A 17,668-nucleotide genomic window follows, 5' to 3' on the forward strand; every position below is an offset into this window, starting at 1 on the left:
TCCTATTCCATCCCCGTAAGCAGGGAATCCAATCTATGCGTCAACTGCGCAGCGCCCTTGCGGTTCAAATGGTCCTGGTTTGATGCCATAGCGGCAGGATAATCGTGCTGGCCCATCTTGTTTTCGTCAAGCAAGACAAAGTTGCCGAATTTCTTTTGCAGGCCTTCCAGGCGTTCCATAATCGCACCCATCTCGCTGCGACGGATTCCATAGCGACCGAACGAACCCGTCTTGCGGAAATCCGGGCTCTGCGGGAAAACGATTCCGACAACGGTGACATCCTTTTCCCCCGCCATTTCGATTATGCGGACAAGATGGTCAAACGCATTTTCGAACTCCTGCTTATAGGAATCCAGCCATGTGCTGTCAAAATTGACAAGGTCCCCGTCTCCCCAATTGCCGGACTCGTTCGCGTAGAAGCCCTTTTCCGTCGTGAGCACCATCTTGTAATAGTCGTTTCCGGGAGCGTCGACAACGGCATCGGCCATTCCGTCGGGAACGCCGTCTTTCCAGAATCCGTGATTCTCGTCGTAGACAAATCCCGGGAAACGGCGATAGTCTTCATAGAAGAAATTATCCCCAGAATCATTCTTGTACCACAAGTCCATATCCAGCGAGACGAGCAGGAACTTCAAGTTTTCCACATGCGGCAAGACATAGTTTTCCGCAAGGAACATCGACGTGTACATCGTATTCGGAACCGTCGCCAGATTGACGGACGGATGGGATTCTCCCATCAGGAGCGGATTAAATCCGTTCAGCATCCTGGAAGAACCTAGAGCGACAACGCGGGCGACGCCACAATAGCTCCAGAGCAGTTCCAGCTTGTACCTGTAAAAGACTTCCGCTTCGCTGCCGACCTCGGCAAAATAGACTCCGGCACTATCCAGATTCAGGGACGCCCCGCCAGAATTCTCGCGAGACTGTTTAGACCATAGAATTGGATGCCAAAGTTCTTCGCCGGCGGCGATATCCATAACGCTGTCATCGTCGAGATTTACCAGGACTATTTTCTTGTGGAATCCGTCCGTATTGGAAAGTGTCGCCACGAGCACATCGCCCGATGCCGAATGGATTGCCCATTCCACATGGTCAAAGGAGAATCCCGCCGGGGCCTTGACGCTATGGACAAGTTTTCCCGTACTGTCGGCAATCAGGATTCGTTCGTGGACGCCGTACTTTTCTTTTGCAAATTCACGCCCGGGAGCGCCGCCGAAATCTAAAAAGGCCGTACGCTTGCTACCGTCGTTTGCCAGGCTCACGTTGCAAGCCTGGTTGCTGTCGTACCAAACAGTATCGCGGAAAGTTTCCCCATCCGGAACCCTTGCCCGTAGTTTTATCGATCCCGTAACGGCAAACTTGCTTTCCATGTCTACACCGCCATGGTAGCCGCCGTCAAACAGTTTCTGCGGCGTCCCGAACTTTTTCCCCATAAAGGGAACGAGCCATGTCGATTTCGCCATGAATACGGACTCGTCCTCGTTGTTTCCGGAATCCGTCACATAGACGATAACGGTATCGCCATTATCCAATACGCGCCAACGCGGAATCGTCGCCGATTCCACATCCAGCTTTATCAAGTTCGTATCATACGAATTCAAAGTTCTCACATAAACAGCCGACTTTCCGGTAAGGCCTTCCATCTTGGTAGAGAAGGCGACCAGGCGTCCGTCGGGAGACACATCCGGATGATAGGCATCGACCGAAGCCTTCAGTTCACGGGCAACCGGCATAGGCTCCGAAAAATCGATATAGCCGAGATTTCCCGAGACCTCGTTGCGGAACACGAGCTTGGATTTCGACGTACCCAAGGAGGCCCTTATCGTTTGGGCATCCGTAAGGAGCGATACCGGAGACGCAACGGATTCTCCGGGTTGGTCCAGCCACGCTGCATCCGGAATTTTTCCGTAAGCAAGGCGGAACCCGATATAATCAGCATGGGTCGAAGAAGTCACCGTGTACACGTCACCACGGCTTTCCGTATTGATGACGGCGGCATCGTTGCGGTAGCTGCCGCCCTTTACTACACGCTCACCTATGGCGTTCCCTACCGAAGCGCCCACGTAATTTTCAACCACGGTGTCACGGAATGCGACCATCCAGTCGTTCACCCATTCCATCACATTGCCCGCCATGTCGCAGACATACGCCTTATTGGCCGGCAACGAACAGATTTCGTGTTTCCTGAAATCGGAATTGCCAGCATGCCACGAGAACATCGTATTCCAGCCCTGCTTTGCCACAAGCGTCCATTCCGCCTCTGTCGGCAAGCGGAATCCTTCCGATTCCGGACGGAATGCGAATTTTTCCATGCTGATGCAATGACCCGACTTGTCAAAGAATGCGGCATCGTAGGTGTAGGCGGAATCCCTTTGCGAAGCGACGCTCTTGGCATTGGCAAAAAGTACCACATCGTAGTACGTCAGGTTCGAGGCCGGCATATCGGCGATTTCGCATTCCAGCGTCAACTTCAACCCGGCCGCTTCGACTACCCGGTTAAATTCGCCACAAGTAATTTCGTGATACCCGATAGAAAAATCATAATCGAACCGGGCTTTCATCTGCGTGCCAAGAGTCACCTGCGCTCCGGCCGAAAGCACATCTACAAAGCCGGGAACCCTTCCTTCGCGCACTTTTACCGCGGAATCTTCCGGGACAGTGATAATGTCATCGTAACCTTCACCATCGCTACACGAGACCATAGAAGACAGCAAAAAGGCCACGCCTCCTACAACCGTCTTGCGCACCAAATGTCCAAGCCCGAAATGCATATGTTCAATATAAAAAAAACGCCCTGGACAAGATGCTATAACTTGTTCTTGGCCGCGTCCTGGTTGGCCTTTATTCCCGGATATTCCGGGAAAAATTCCTCTGCGAGCCTATACCAGAGAAGCGCATGCTGGGGCTCCCGCTCCAAATAGAGGTTTCCGAGATCAAATGCGGCAAGTCCTACAAAAGATTGCGGTGAAAGCGGCCTGAATTCCAGGCCAGTCCAGCGCCCTTCCCTATACTTTTGGCGATACTCCTCGTCTGTATACGTATAGCCACGGCGATTCGGTTCCAGGTTCACCCATTTGGGGGCGAAACCGACCTGTCCCCGGCCATCGTCCTGCCCATAGCGCAAAAAGACATGGCCCGGCAACAGAATCGCATGGAGCGGCAAGTTTCTAGCCTCGGCAACCATCAGGGCGAGCCAAGAAATTCCCACGCAACCGCCGGTCCGATTCTCGAGAACCTTGAGCGGAAGCACCGCATCGTGCGATACGGCCGCATCGCCGGCACCCGCAAATTCGATATTCCAATAATCCCAGAGCAAGGATTTCAAAGAAGCGAGCGCATCCCCGCTTACGGCATAGGCGCTATCGAAAAAAGAAAGCCCTTGCGCCCATTCCCTCACGGAATCCAGGCAACCGGGAGCACGCTCCTCGAACGTACACGCCATTTCACGGTAGCTGACGTTTTTCTTTTGGCCGCTCCACAGAGCAAAAGCAAAGGCAGCCAGGAGCAACAGCGAGAATACGGGCCAGAACAGACGAGAGAACGGCATACATTCCTAATTCAGCTGTAAGCCATCCCATTCCATCGGGGACTGCCAAAAATCCCTAGCAGTCATCATGTAGATGACAAGACGCTTGCTCTGCATATCCTTTTTCATTTTCATCATGCGGGAACGCACGCCGGGGCCGCCGCCCCAGCTTGTCGCCACCTGCACGTCCAGGCCCGTGGCATAGGCAAGGAGCGAGCCCGGACCACCGCTTTTCTGGTCCACCGACTCGAATACACCCGTAAAGGAATCGCCCATCAAGAGAATCGGCGCATTCTTGCCGCCCTTGTAGGGTTCTTCGCCCTTATAGATCTTCATGCCGGCGAGCGTATCCGCCGCATACTTGGACTTTTCTGCGTCCGGCAGGTGGGCCACAAGGTCGCCTTCGCGGAGTACGACCGTATCCTTCATCGAAAGGCTTCCCGGCTGAGCCCCGGATTCCGCATACCAGCTGTACTGCGTCACGCGGGAGGCCAGCAGTTCCATGGCGGCAAGCATTCCGGGCAGCGCCCAGTGCGTATCATAACGCTGATAGCTATAATGCGGCGGCTCATCGCCGGCACGGGCCGCCATAAGCGCCGGATAGAGATCCAGCACATCGATGCCGGCGGCAAGCATTTCACGTACAAATTCACGGCCGTTCACGTTGACACACAAATCCGCAGGCGTCCCCGGCACAAGCTTGTCGGCGTAGATTTCTTCTTTCACGGGGACCGGCACCACAAGCAGCTGGATGTTCAACGAATCCAGGTACTTTTTCAGTTCCACCATGCGCGGCAGCGGATTGTGAAGGCTGTCCTGACCAGAAATCTTGTCGGCCAACAGGTAATTCGCGTTACGGCGGAACCACAGGAATTTTTCTTCGGCCTTGGCATCGGCAGACGCCCAAGAGTTCTGTTCCTTCGGCAGCTTTTCCATCTGGGCGGCAAGCGCCTTGCGGAACTTGTCCGTCTGCTCGTTCGCCGGGCAGCTGTTTTCCATTGCCGCGAGCGTTTCAAGACGCACCGTAGAGCTCGTATCGAGTACGCGGTTCACCGGGATTACTTCCCCCGCCGCCGCCAGGGAATCGGCGACCGCCTTCGCACGAATCTGCTCGTCTGTCATGCGGAACGCAGGCACGTCGAATGCCACCCACATGGGCGTCCCCATCGGGTTTCCGCGCATAACCGCAAAAGGCCTGCCCGTGGAGCCTTCGGGCCAGATATCTCCCGGAGCGTGCGGTTCCAAATCCGTATTCAATGTCGGGTACCAGTAAGACGAAAGCGTCCGGGCCCAGTTCATCGCCTCTTCGGCGTTCATCTCGGCCGTCAGGTAGAAGTTGAGGACCTCGGCCGTTTCGCCCCCCGAAGTGAATTTCAGCTTGCCGTAAAAGGGCTTGCGGCCAGTCCACGGGGCAGGCGTCACCTCTACCCACCACTCGACAGGGCCAGCGGTCTGGGGAACGCCCCAGAGTTTGGATACCGTCTGGAAGGCGCGAAACACTTCGGGTTCATCCCATTTGACCGCCTCTACGGAATTCAGCACCTGCGAAAGGGAATCGGCCCCCGTTTGCGCATAGAGAATCTTCGAGAACGGCTCCCAGGCCAGCGGCGACACGCCCGCCACTGCCGCAGGTTCTGCTGCAGAAAGCGATTCCAGCATCGGGAACGGATAATCTTCCAGCTTGGCCTGGGCCATCTTGCCCGCATAGTTTTCGGGGGTCTCTTCCTTGCCCGCCATGCGGATGGGATTGGCATAATAGGCCGCGAAATCCAATGCGGCAAGCGTTGCCTTTTCGACCGTTCGCACCTGTTTATCGGAACCGGTGACCTGTACTGAAAACACCTGGACGGCAGCCTTCGACGCCGGCGGCGCCGATTCCGGTTCCGCCGATTTCTGTGACGATGCACAAGCTACCATTCCAAGGGAAATAGACAATGCCACGACGGACATGCCCCAAAAAGACTTCATGGATAAATATTTCATATTCCTGGCTCCGATTGCACCAACCTTCGGTAAACATATAAAAATTACTCTATGCACATTTATTTTTCTAAATTTTTTGCAAGAAACATCCTTCAAAAAAGGAGAATTTATGGCCGCCGAAGGTGAACACAACAAGTGGATTGCTCTCGCCCTCTGTATCCTTCTCGGATACCTGGGAATACACCGTTTTTACGAAGGAAAAATCTGGACAGGAATCCTGTGGCTCTGCACGGCAGGCCTGCTCGGCGTAGGAGTCGTCGTAGACGCCATCATCATCTTGTTCAAGCCAGAGCATTACTAGCAATAAGCAGCCCCGCATTCAATACAATGAAACATTTATTCGTCATCGCGACATCAAGCGCCGGAAAAATCAGGGACTTTGCCCATATCCTGGGCACCGACCATTACGAATTCAAGACTCTCAAGGACATCGGTTTCGATGGAGAAATCATCGAAAACGGAAATTCCTTTGCCGAAAACGCCATCATCAAGTCGGATACGACCGCCAGGTGGCTTGCCGCCCGCAACATCGAAGCGACAGTCCTCGCCGACGATTCCGGCCTCGAGGTGTTCGCCCTGAACGGCGAACCGGGCATCTACAGCGCCCGCTACAGCGGCGACCATGGCAACGACAACGCCAACAACGACCTGCTGATGCAAAAGCTGGAAGGCATCGAAGACCGCAAGGCACGTTATTTCTGTGCGCTTTCGTACCAGACCGTTTCTGCCGGCGAAGACGGCAAGTTCACCATTTCGGAACCCAAGATCTTCGAAGGGGAATGCCGCGGCAGTATCAACTACGCTCCCGTAGGCGACATGGGATTCGGTTACGACCCGCTGTTCGTCCCGGACGGCGAGACGCGCACCTTCGCCCAGATGGAACTCGAAGAAAAAAAACGCATCAGCCATCGCGGGAACGCCATTCGCGCATTAAAGAAGGCCTTGGGCAAATAACCGGGCATGTCCCGAGGAATCCACCTTGGACAGCGTCTACATCGAAATCACGAACGCCTGCAACCTGCACTGCAGTTTTTGCCCGTGCGGCAAGCACCCCGGAACGGCAGTCTCCGCCGCCCCCCGTGAATTCATGCCGACGCAGCTCTTTGAAAAATGCATCGCGGACGCCCTGGAAACCGATACCAGGAACGTCTTTTTCCACGTACTCGGCGAACCCACAATTCACCCCGGCTTCACGCATTTCGTCAAGAAGCTCGAGCCCACGCCGCTCAAGCTGACGCTTACCACGAACGGCACGACCATCGCCCGCACAGGGCGCTCCATTGTCGAAAGCCCTGCCGTACGTCAAGTGAACTTTTCTCTGCACGCCTACGCGGAACTCGATGCAGAATCCGCACAGTTTCACTTGCAAAACGTATTCGACTTCTGCAAGCTCGCGCTAGCCATGCGCCCGGACCTCTATATAAACCTGCGGCTCTGGAACATAGGCTCGCAAGAAAGTTCCGGTCCCTGGAACCGCACCGTGCTCGCCGGCATTGCCGACACCTTCGGCGTATCTGTCGCACCGCACCACTTTTGCAGCCGCCACAAGAGTTTCAACATCACGGGCAGGCTCTACCTGCACGAAGATTCCCGTTTTGAATGGCCTGCGCAGTCCGCTCCCGGCACAAGAGTTCCGAACACCCACGGGACATGCCATGCGCTCGACACGCATGTCGCCATACTCCATGACGGGCGCGTTGTCGCCTGCTGTCTGGACCACAGCGGGCAGATCGAACTCGGCAACATCAATACACGGGCACTTTCCGAAATTCTCGAGTCCCCGCTAGCCCGCAAAATCCGCGAAGGCTTTGCCAAACACGAACTGCGCCACCCCCTGTGCCAGTCCTGCTCCTACTGCAGGCGCTTCAAGTAAATCCCGTGCCATAAAAAAAACGCCCCCGAAGGAGCGTCTTTTTAAGATTCGTTCAAAATGCAATTACTTGCACTTGCCACGAGGACCGACCATGGAGACACCGAAGTCACCACTGTCGCCATCAGCGCCGGTAATCTTGAACTTGAGAGAGGAAAGTTCTTCTGCAGCTTCGGCACCAGTAATGAACACGGTCTTGGTTTCATCATCCGTGTACCACTTCGGCTGCTTGAAGGATGCCCAAGTGAGGTTCACCGTCGTGGGGCTGCCAGAAGCGGCCAGCGTGGCAAACGGGTTCGCATAACCGATCTTCTTTTCGGTCGGGCCAGTCAGGCCGAGTTCGAGCATGATGTCCTGATCGGAGTAGTAGGTCACGCAGATACCGCCAAGTGCGCTAGCGTCGCCGGAGAAGGCGTTGTTCGCACCGAAACCGAAGGCAAAGCCAACGAACGGATCCCATTCGTAAGCGCCCTGATCGAGGGAGAACGAACCGCAGATTCCGCCACCGCAAGCTTCAATGACCGGAGTCATATCGCCATCGTCACCCGGTTCAGCCTTCCATGCAATCACGGAAGCGCCACCGCTTTCGTTATCGTCATAGGTGTACCACCAGCCACCTTTCGTATTTCCAACCGGCACATGAGCTTCGGAACCATCCCACAATTCAAGCTTGATGGTACCGTCATCCACAACTGTCGCGGAGCTCTTCGGGACCGTCGTACTGGACTTGGGCGCCACAGTGGAAGAAGAAGACGGAGGTACCGTGCCCTGGGAGGACAAGCCCAGCGACGAGCTGGACAAACCGGCAATCTGGCTGCTGCTCAATACCAGTCCAGAGCTCGAAGACTGCAGGAGGTTCGATGCAGAGCTAAAAAGATCCACAGATGCCGAAGACAACTGGTTCAAGGCATTGTTGATGGAATCCAACATCGCCTGACGCAAAGAATCCTCGTTAATCTGACCATTGTTGGCAGTGCCCTGTTGCTGGCCATTGCCCCAGGACGGAGTCGTCACGGAATCGCTAGAGTCGTTACAGGCGACCATAGTGCAGACCGCGAGCAAGCCCAAGCCTAGACCTAAACGTTTTTTCATTTTTTTACCCCTTGGTGTAAGAAGACTAATTTTCCTGAAATATATATTTTTATAAAGAAAAAAAAAAACAAAAATATCGGCCAAAAACCCAATTCCACTGAAAAATGTGATATTGGACAACGATTTAGCTTTCTTTTCTTGAATGTAAATTTTTATTTATCTTCTTTCTTCGACTGAAGCGCCTCGATACGGCGATCCAGCAGGGCCTCGATTTCGGGCAACAGCTTCTCTTTTACCTTGTCCAGATACAGGCACTGGAGCTGTATCATGCGGTCACGGTGACGCCCCGCATGTTCCTGAATCCAGTGGCTGACCGCGGCCTGGCGGTCCTGCATTTTTTCGTGAATGCTCTGCTGGATGAAAGTGCGCTGCACTTCCATATAACGTTGCATGTTGAACGGCATGCGGTAAGTACGAATAAACTGCTTGAGCATTACCAGAAGAGACAAGTTCTGTTCCTTGTGCTCCTGTAGAAAGCGTTTCAGGTCTTCAAGATGATCCCTGAAAAAAGGAACAATCGCTTTGTCATCAATCTGGTAAAGTTCTAGTTCGTCTTTCTTTTTTGTCGCTTCATCAACTGCCATAGCCCAAATTTATGTTTTGCTTCATTTTTTTTCAGTGTTCTTTCTCACAAGGAACGCAAATTCCATGTTTTCCGTGTTCCCGGACACACCCGAAGCAAGGAATACGCGGCCTTCCGTCCCCGGATTGAGCCTATCCACCGCTGCACCCCTAAAATCCCTCATTTCCGTAACCTCGCAAGGCACCATTCCCGCCGGACTCATCCACTCCAGCGAATCCCCCATGGAGAACGGATTTTTCACATTTACAACAAAGGAACCCGTATCGGCATCATAGCGAATCACCTGGGCTGCGACACAGCCTCCTTCGGCCGCCACGTGCGTACTTTCGTAGTTCTGCGGCAAAGGGCCGCGCAAAAAGCCGGGCATAAAGCCACGACCGTCGACAAAACTGATGGCCCGGCGTGATTCTTCTGGAACAAGAGCCGTAGAGCACTCCACTCCCGACGACAGCGCATCACAACAAGCATCAATTGCCATACGATAAGCACGCACCACCTGGCTCAAGTAATACACGGAGCGCGTCCTGCCCTCTATCTTGAACGAATCAAGGCCTCCCGAGACAAGCTCCGGCACGACATCCAGGGCACACAGATCGCGGCTACTCATAAAATAGGTGCCCCACGTATCTTCGTCCAGGGCCACCGGAGGAAGCTCCGGGCGGTCGGTGCGCTGCAAACTGAAATTGCCTTCGTGTTCATGGTAGTCCTCGCACTGCGGGCCCTCGTTGGCGTACAAGCGGTAAGGCATCCGGCAGCTGTTGTCGCAGGCTCCCTGGTTCGCATCGCGGTGGGTCACCCAGTTGCTCAACATACAACGTCCGGACATGGCCATACAGACAGCACCATGGACGAACACTTCCAGTTCAAGGTCCGGAATGCGTTCTTTTATCTCCAATATTTCAGACAAACGAAGTTCACGACTCAAGATAATACGCTTCACACCTAGGTCGTGCCAAAATTGAGCCGTCAGGTAATTCGTCGTATTCGCCTGCACAGACAGATGTATTTCTGTTTTCGGTGACACCTTGCGCAGCCATCCGACAAAGCCGGGGTCGGCAACAATCAAGGCGTCGGGATTCAATTCCAAGGCCCCCAGCAAGGCTTTCTGGAAAGATTCCACCTTCGTATTCCGGGCAATCACGTTGCTTGTCAGGTAGAACTTTTTGCCGTGTTCATGCGCATAGGCGATTCCCTGAGCAAGGTCGTCCAGGTTCTTGAACCCGTTCTCGCGGGAACGGAGGCTAAAGGCGGGCTGCCCCGCATACACGGCATCTGCACCGTAGGCAAACGCGTATTTCATTCGGGTCAAGTCACCCGCCGGAGCCAAAAGTTCAGGTTTAGTCATCACCACTTGAATCCTGCACGGAGGTAGACCTTCTTGTCGTCGATCAGCGAAAGCTCACCCATGAAGCTTACGAACTGCCCCTCGTAACTGAGCGCCGGCGAAAGTGTGTATTGCATCTTGGCGCCATCCAGGAACTTCTTGTGAATTTTCATGTGGTTGCGCAAGGGCGTCGTATCGTTAATCGCAGAGCCGTAATCGGTTCCCTTCCAGAACCAGGTATTGTGGAGGCCGGCAAAGATATGCCCATCCAGGCGACCGTACAAGGTCCAGTCCACAGTCCTGCTGTTCGGGCCGCCCTGATTGCCAAGCGGATAGCCTAGATTAGCGATTTGCGCCGTATTTTCCACGAAATGGCTATAGACGTACGGTTCAACGCGGGCGTATTCCACAATGGTTCCCGCCTCTATCCTGTGGTTCCCGACAAAGAAGTCATGCCCGGCCTGCAAGCCCGCCATCCAGGCCCACTTGGCTTCGATATTGTCGTTCTTGACAAGGCTTATCGGGGATTCCATGTCGTCGAGGAAAAATTCCGTATAGACGCGGGCCATGTTCTCGATGCGGTAGTTGAAATCAAACGAGAGCGACCCGTTATTGGTGCTTTCGCTGTAGTTCCCCTTTTCCATAAACAAGGGCGCCGTCGGGATAAACAGCCAGGGCTTCAGGTTATCATACTGCACCTGGAGTTCGCTCACGCCAAACGTCGCATTGCCAACGGCAAGTTCATAGCGATGGCCGAACACGTTGCGGTCATCCTTGTTCTTGTCGCTCATGCTATTGTTGAATATGCGAAGATCGGCATAGAAACTCATCACGCGGAACGGGCCGATGACCAAGTCCAGGCTCATCATGTTGTACGGCAACGCAAACTGGTTGAGCGTCAGGTTGTTGTAATAGCCCGGGCCCCAATGCATCACGTCGCGGCCGAAATCAAGACGGAGCCAATCGTGGTTGAACGCAAAGTGCGTACGGTAGCGCGCATAGCTCGTATATTCCACGCCGGAGTTGTTCTCTTCTTTCTGGATTTCCAAAAATTCGCGGTCCCAGGAGCGCGGGGACTCGGCGGAATGTCCCTCGCTGTAGATGCGGGCATCGAGCACGAAGTCCACGGAATCGGCAAAGCCGCGAACGTAAAGGCCTCCGTCCATGCCCGGCCATATGGTATCGCCCAGGGTTTCGCCACCGCGGTAGTCCATGCCACCGACGAGGCTTGCCGCAATCCCGAATCGGGGGTCCTTCGCGTAAAGGTCCTTCACCCGGGCAATACAGGCGGTATCGTTCGCCTCGCAGCGATAATCGTTCCCGTGTCCAGAAAGGGACGCTCCCAGCACATTGTCGTAATAGAGCAGGGCGTTCCCCTCGGTAGACTGGAACTGCTTGCGGAAAGTCGTGTCGCGCCTGGGGTAAGTAAAGAACTGGCGTTCGTCACCGACCGTCTGGCGGTGGTATTCGAACAACATCGGAGCCATTTCGAGTGTGCGGAGGTTGCGCGTGTTTTCCGGAGAGAGCACCGGAGATGCTGCCAAGGCCCCAGACTCTGCGAAAACGACAATCAGGGAGGCCAAAAGGAGCTCTTTGCGAACTTTTCTGGATTTCATTTCACAAATGTAGTTTTAGACACGTTTTTTGCAACCTCCAAGCCCGTTTTTGTTTGGAAAAAGGTATTTTTCTTATATAGGACCCCCAAAAAGAGGTTGTAATGTTTCGTACCCGCTTTTTAACGTGTTTCATATTTGCGTTCTTTGTCGGCCAGGCGCTCGCCCAGGTGGAATTTCCGCTGGGCTCCGAGGTCGTAAATGTCAAGAAAGCCCCCTATAACGCCAAGGGCGATGGCAAGACCGACGATACGGAAGCCATCCAGAAAGCCTTGAACGACCACCCGAACGGAGACTATATCATCTACCTCCCCCACGGCATCTACAAAATTTCGAACACGCTGACCTGGCCCGAAGGCAAAAAGCCCGAAGAATCCTTCAAGCGCACCATCTTGCAGGGTCAAAGCATCGGCGGCACCATTATCAAGCTCGAAGACAACTGCCAAGGATTTGACAACGAAGATTTCCCCATGCCCGTCATCATGACCGGCGAGGGACCGAAAGTAAAACAGAGAAACTCTATCCGCGACCTCACCATCCGTACCGGCAAGGGCAACGCTGGCGCTATCGGCATCCGTTTCAACGCGGGCATCCAGGGAACCATCAACAACGTGAAGGTCCATTCCGGCGACAGCTCGGGCGTGTACGGCATCGACATGGGCTTTACCGAAAACATCGGCCCCCTGCTCCTCAAGAATGTCGAAGTGAGTGGTTTCAACGTCGGCGTCTACACTGCAGGCGAAATGAACGGCATGACTTTCGAGCATGTCAACCTGGGAGGCCAGAAAAAATACGGCCTCATGAACGACAATCAGACGCTCGCCGTCCGCGGACTTCGATTCAAGGGGGCTGTCCCTGCCGTGTACAACCGCGGCAAGAACGCATCCATGGTGCTTGTCGACGCGACACTGGAATACTCGCCCGCCAAGGGTGAAAAATCCAAACCGACCTCGGCCATCGTGAACGAAAGCCAGCTATTCGCACGCTCGGTGATGACCAGCAAGTTCCAGACAAAAATCAAGAGCACCAAGAAAGCCTACGGAGAATCCTTTGTCGGCAACGAAATCATCGAATTCGCCACCCAGCCCAGCCAGCAGCTCTGCCACAGTCCCAAGCAGTCCATGCGCGTGCCCGTGGCCGAAACTCCGAGCTTTGCCGAACAGAGGGCCGACAACTGGACGACCATCGCCGGCGACTACGGCGGAAAGATGAACACCGGTTCCGACGACGCCAAGGCCATCCAGGACGCTATCGACGACGGCGCCGAAACCATCTACTTCCCGCCCGGAGGCCGTTGGACCATCAACCGCGACATCTATATCCGCAACCGCGTCCGCAGGCTTATCGGTACCGAAGGCCGCATCGACGGCAAGGGTAAGTTTATTATCGAAGAGGGTGCTTTCAACGAGCTTACCATCGAACGCTTCTCCGAATTCGGCAACGGCATCATCCAGAAATCCCGCCGTGCGGTACTCCTCAAGAACATGATGTTCAAGTCGTTCGAATCCGCCGAAGTCGGCACGGGCGACGTCTACATGGAAGACGTGTCCGTCGGGACAATCCAAATCAACTACCAGAAGTTCTGGGGCCGCCAGATTACGATGAGCGGCGACACGAAGGGTCCCAAGATCCAGAACAACGGCGGTACGATGTGGATCCTCGGCCTTACCGCACGCGACGGCAACACCATCTTGCAGAACTTCAACAAGGGTTTTGCCGAGCTGCTCGGAGTCCACGTGATTGCAAGCGACAAGGCGAAGAACCGCCCGATGTTCATCAACGACAACTCGCACCTCTCCATCGCTGGCCTCAAGGAAACGCTCACCCGCGGCAACCCCTACCCCAAGATTGTCGAGGAATCCCGCCAGGGTTCCGCCATCTATTCGCTGATGGGCGCAGACCAGGTCAAGAACGAAAGTGGTGGATCCATGGTGGTCCTGTATACAGGGTACGCCCCCAAGCAGGGTGCCAACGAAAAACCCATTGCCAAGGTATCCAAGGAACTCCTGCTTGTCCAGCCCAACTCCTTGAAGTTGCACGGCGATGTCGAAGACGACGGTCGTGGCGACGGCCTCTGCCGAGTCCCCGTGGCATGGAAGAAGGTTTCCGGCCCCGGAAAGGCCACGTTCTCCGACACATCGAGTTACGAAACGGACGTGTCGTTCACCTCTAGCGGCCGGTACAACGTGACGTTCACCGCCAACGACGGGTACGAAGTCGGTGCCGACACCGCCAAGATATACGTTTTCGACAAGCGCTACACGACTCTCGACAACTCCGGCGACAACATCCCCAGCGGCCGCGGCATGGATACGTGGATTTCGCAGTTCGACAACTATAGCCCGCACAACTCGGATGCGAACCTCCGGATTGCGAACGTCAAGGACGAAGCCGGAAAGATTTATTTGAAGTTCGACCTGTCCGCGCTCCCGGGACCGCTCTTCGATGCAGCACTCAAGCTGGAATTCGATACGGATTCTATCAAGAAGCCCGTGCAGCTGAACATCTTCGGCCTCAAGGAAACGTCCAAGGACATGAACTTCGGCGAAGAAAAGCTCGGCGTCGACTGGCGTGACGACGAACTCACCTGGGAGAACGCCCCCGCGAACCTCCGTGACCAGCCGGGCGGCCAGTTCAACATCCGCAAGAATTCCGGTGGCGGCATCGACACCAAGTACGCCGACTACCTGGGCATCATCACCGTGAACCCGAAGGCACCGCTGGGAGCGTTCCTCCGCACGCCGACACTCACCGAGTTCTTCAAACGCAAGCACGAATCCGGCCTCTACACGCTCATCTTGACGGCAGTCGCCCCCGGCGAGACCCTCATCAAGTCCCGTAACGACGGCAAGAACTCCGCTCCCGCCCTTTACGTAGGCTACTTCAACACCTCCAAGTCCGTCACCGGCGACGAGATGGACGGCGGTTACACGCTCACGAAGGTAAACATCGACATCTACAGCCTGGACTGCGACTTCGACCTGACTGTCGGCTATCCGCAGTTCGTACAAATCGAGATCCTGAACGAGTTCGGCAAGCGCATGCTGGTCGTCGCCGCGCGCGACCTCCCCGGCGAAAAGAAGACGCACTTCAAGTTCAAGGCGATGGCCTTCCCCACCGGCAGGTACACGCTCAAGATTATCGGTGAAGCGTTCACCGCAGAACAGAAATTCTACATCCTCAACTAGCAGGTCAAAAAATGATGGTTAACAACAAGCTTTTTATTTTGGCCCTCTCTGCCGCAGCCGCTTTAATCGGTTGTAGCGACAACAAGCACACCAACTCCTGGGAAGACGAGAACGACGGAGCCAGCTTCGCCGACGATTCCTTCAAGTCGAGTTCTTCACTGACGACCCGTCTGGACATCGATTACAACGACACGTTGCAAATCGGGGATTCGCTCAACATCCACCTGGAAAAGGCAAAACTCGACACCGTCAAGGAAAAGGACACGACCTATGTCAAGCTCGCCTGTAGCGACGACGTCCTCTGCCTGGATTCCAACGCCAGCAAGGTTTCGATGTTCCTCGGAGAGTTCCCGGCGGGCAGCCTGATCTCTGTCGAAATTTCTACCGGCGACATGAAAAAGGATACGCTCCGCATCCGTAGCGAATTCGGCGAGATCCTCAAGACGACCCGCCCCGTCTACGACAGCACCAAGAAGACCGAAGTATTCTCCAACTACATGATTCCGGGACACTCCGAAGCGGAAAAGAACCAGTTCGTCGTGTTCAAGGACGGCTTCTATTACCTGGACCTGTACGCCGACTTCAACCGGACCAGCCATCTGCGCCTGCTGGTCAACGTCGACTCGGCCTACTACGACTACATCGGCGACACCAACGAAGTCGTCATCGGCCTGAAGGACACGCTCCGCGGCATCACGCTTATCGGGACATCTCCCAAGGAAATCAACGTCAAGTTCAGTTCCAAGACCGGCTACAGCATCAACTTCTCGGCAAAGGGCAAGTGGATCAACTCGTTTGACCTGTTCGAAGAGAAGGAACTCGTTGCTTCGGATTCCGTGATAGACGCACTGCTCCTACCCGAAGATTCCACCGGCTGGACGCTCAAGATCAAGCCGCTAAATATCGAGAACTACCTTTCCGGCCCGTTCGCCACGTTCACCGCGACAACCAATTCTAGAGAACTGGGCAAGGGCGAATACCTGGCCGACCCCGACTCCATCGAAAAGATTGGCGACGCCCTGGAAGTGGTCCGCGAACGCAACACCCAGGCCAAGTACTACCTGCGCCAGGAACAGTTCGTATGGCTTGCCGACATGAAGAAGGGCGATTCCATCGACGTGCAGCAAGAAATGATCGGCTACTTCGGCGGCGTGAACAACAAGTCGTATACGGTCATAGACAAGGACGGCAAGGAACTCGGGTCCGTCACGCCCTTGAGCCCGCGCTTCAAGGCGACCAAGGACGGAGCCGTGTATCTCCACTACCTGAGCACCTGCCCCTACCTGAGCAACGACAATGCCGACGAGACCCTGAAGTTCTCGACACGCGTCAGCTACTATGGCGCCCTCAGCTCCTTCTTCTTCTGCGACAAGGACAACAAGGAACTGGACACCACCTATATCGTGCCCGGCGATACCGTCTACCTGAACAAGTTCAAGTTCAGGTCGGCCATGTCCCGAAGCATGACCTCGGGAGCCGGTTCGAGCGTCAAATGGTTCGTCCCCTGCATAGATATCGTGGAACACGAGGACGAAGAAGGCTTCACGGCCGTGCCCGTATTCAGCGTGCAGAACGTGTCCTGCAAGGACAATGGCGGGAACCTCATCACGAAGGGTGAACAGGAAATATCCTCTTCCAGGCTGATTCCGCAGGAAGATGCCGAAGGCGGCACGTTCCGTCTTATCGCCGAAAGCCTCGCAGACCCGCTAAAACGCGATACTTTGACCATTATCGTGCAGTAAATCTTGAAACCAGGCCCCAAAATTGCTATTATTGGAGCCTAATCTTGCAAGTCGCGCCAAGCTCTGCCAACTTGCAAGCTGAACCAAAGAGCTTCCTCAAAGAGGTAAATATGTCCTCCTTCCGTGGACCAAAAGGTAAAGTAGCACGCTCCCTTGGCGTTGCCGTTTCTCAGAAGACTCAAAAGGCTCTCGATCGCCGCAACTTCGCGCCCGGCCAGCATGGCCAGAACCGCAAGAAGTCCGCTTCCGTGTACAAGCAGCAGTTGGTCGAAAAGCAGCGTCTTCGCTTCACCTACAACATTTCTGAAGCCCAGCTGGCCAAGGCTTACAAGGAAGCCAACCGCCGCGAAGGTTCTGCCGGTGACAACCTGATGATCTTGCTCGAAACCCGCCTGGACGCTCTCGTCTACCGCATGGGTTTTGCCCGCACCATCTTCGCTGCCCGTCAGTACGTCGCACACGGCCACTTCGCCGTGAACGGTGTCCGCAGCTTCTCCCCCAGCCGTCTCGTGAAGGCTGGCGACGTGATTTCCGTGCGCGAACGTTCCAAGGAACACGTGCAGATCAAGGAAGCCATCGCCAACGCCCCGGCCGCTCCGGAATACCTGTCTGTCGACGCCGGCAAGATGGAAGGCACGCTCGTGAAGCTCCCGCTCCGCGAACAGATCCCTGTCCAGCTGCAGGAACAGCTCGTCGTGGAATACTACTCCAGGTAAGAGCTTCTACAGTTTCAAAAGGAGCGAGGCG

13 protein-coding genes are annotated in these 17,668 nt (G+C 55.0%); 6 read left to right on the forward strand and 7 right to left on the reverse strand.

The genetic code is table 11. From position 1 onward, the window contains the following. Nucleotides 1-2: 2 nt before the first annotated feature. The 3 genes from B3M32_RS05445 to B3M32_RS05455 form a co-directional block, all read right to left on the reverse strand. The gene (locus B3M32_RS05445; RefSeq protein WP_414655175.1) at nt 3-2,702 is read right to left on the reverse strand and encodes a TIGR02171 family lipoprotein; all 2,700 of its coding nucleotides are present in this window, start codon (nt 2,700-2,702) and stop codon (nt 3-5) included. A gap of 104 nt (nt 2,703-2,806) precedes the next feature. Beyond that, complete coding sequence (locus B3M32_RS05450; RefSeq protein WP_290744071.1) at nt 2,807-3,547, reverse strand: transglutaminase family protein; 741 nt, start codon at nt 3,545-3,547, stop codon at nt 2,807-2,809. Nucleotides 3,548-3,553: 6 nt separating this feature from the next. After that, a complete protein-coding gene (locus B3M32_RS05455) occupies nt 3,554-5,509 on the reverse strand; it encodes an alginate O-acetyltransferase AlgX-related protein (protein WP_290744072.1) in 1,956 nt (651 codons plus the stop codon). Nucleotides 5,510-5,618: 109 nt separating this feature from the next. On the opposite strand from B3M32_RS05455, the gene B3M32_RS05460 reads away from it, so the two are divergent. From B3M32_RS05460 to B3M32_RS05470, 3 genes are read left to right on the forward strand one after another with little or no spacing between them, the layout of a single operon-like run. Then, complete coding sequence (locus B3M32_RS05460) at nt 5,619-5,810, forward strand: TM2 domain-containing protein (protein ID WP_290744073.1); 192 nt, start codon at nt 5,619-5,621, stop codon at nt 5,808-5,810. 26 nt (nt 5,811-5,836) lie between these two features. Next, nucleotides 5,837-6,463, forward strand: a complete 627-nt coding sequence (gene rdgB / locus B3M32_RS05465) for an RdgB/HAM1 family non-canonical purine NTP pyrophosphatase (protein WP_290744075.1) — start codon at nt 5,837-5,839, stop codon at nt 6,461-6,463. 25 nt (nt 6,464-6,488) lie between these two features. Next, a complete protein-coding gene (locus tag B3M32_RS05470; RefSeq protein WP_290744076.1) occupies nt 6,489-7,382 on the forward strand; it encodes a radical SAM/SPASM domain-containing protein in 894 nt (297 codons plus the stop codon). Nucleotides 7,383-7,445: 63 nt separating this feature from the next. On the opposite strand, the gene B3M32_RS05475 is transcribed toward B3M32_RS05470, so the two are convergent. The 4 genes from B3M32_RS05475 to B3M32_RS05490 form a co-directional block, all read right to left on the reverse strand. Next, nucleotides 7,446-8,471: a hypothetical protein gene (locus B3M32_RS05475; RefSeq protein WP_290744077.1), complete on the reverse strand. Its 1,026-nt coding sequence runs from the start codon at nt 8,469-8,471 to the stop codon at nt 7,446-7,448. A 152-nt stretch (nt 8,472-8,623) separates the two neighbouring features. Continuing rightward, a complete protein-coding gene (locus B3M32_RS05480; protein WP_290744078.1) occupies nt 8,624-9,055 on the reverse strand; it encodes a hypothetical protein in 432 nt (143 codons plus the stop codon). A 21-nt stretch (nt 9,056-9,076) separates the two neighbouring features. Further along, complete coding sequence (locus B3M32_RS05485; RefSeq protein ID WP_290744158.1) at nt 9,077-10,399, reverse strand: U32 family peptidase C-terminal domain-containing protein; 1,323 nt, start codon at nt 10,397-10,399, stop codon at nt 9,077-9,079. After that, entirely contained in the window at nt 10,399-11,994 is a 1,596-nt protein-coding gene (locus tag B3M32_RS05490; protein ID WP_290744079.1) for a hypothetical protein, read from the reverse strand. Before B3M32_RS05490 ends, B3M32_RS05485 begins: the two co-directional genes overlap by 1 nt. A 101-nt stretch (nt 11,995-12,095) precedes the next feature. Between B3M32_RS05490 and B3M32_RS05495 the strand changes: the two genes are divergently transcribed. The 3 genes from B3M32_RS05495 (at nt 12,096) to rpsD (ending at nt 17,637) form a co-directional block, all read left to right on the forward strand. Beyond that, complete coding sequence (locus tag B3M32_RS05495) at nt 12,096-15,179, forward strand: glycosyl hydrolase family 28-related protein (protein ID WP_290744081.1); 3,084 nt, start codon at nt 12,096-12,098, stop codon at nt 15,177-15,179. Nucleotides 15,180-15,190: 11 nt separating this feature from the next. Then, nucleotides 15,191-16,921: a hypothetical protein gene (locus B3M32_RS05500; RefSeq protein ID WP_290744082.1), complete on the forward strand. Its 1,731-nt coding sequence runs from the start codon at nt 15,191-15,193 to the stop codon at nt 16,919-16,921. 110 nt (nt 16,922-17,031) lie between these two features. Then, the gene (gene rpsD, locus B3M32_RS05505; protein WP_290744083.1) at nt 17,032-17,637 is read left to right on the forward strand and encodes a 30S ribosomal protein S4; all 606 of its coding nucleotides are present in this window, start codon (nt 17,032-17,034) and stop codon (nt 17,635-17,637) included. Nucleotides 17,638-17,668 lie beyond the last annotated feature (31 nt).

This window comes from Fibrobacter sp. UBA4309, from assembly GCF_002395745.1.
In the GTDB taxonomy this organism is placed as follows: domain Bacteria; phylum Fibrobacterota; class Fibrobacteria; order Fibrobacterales; family Fibrobacteraceae; genus Fibrobacter.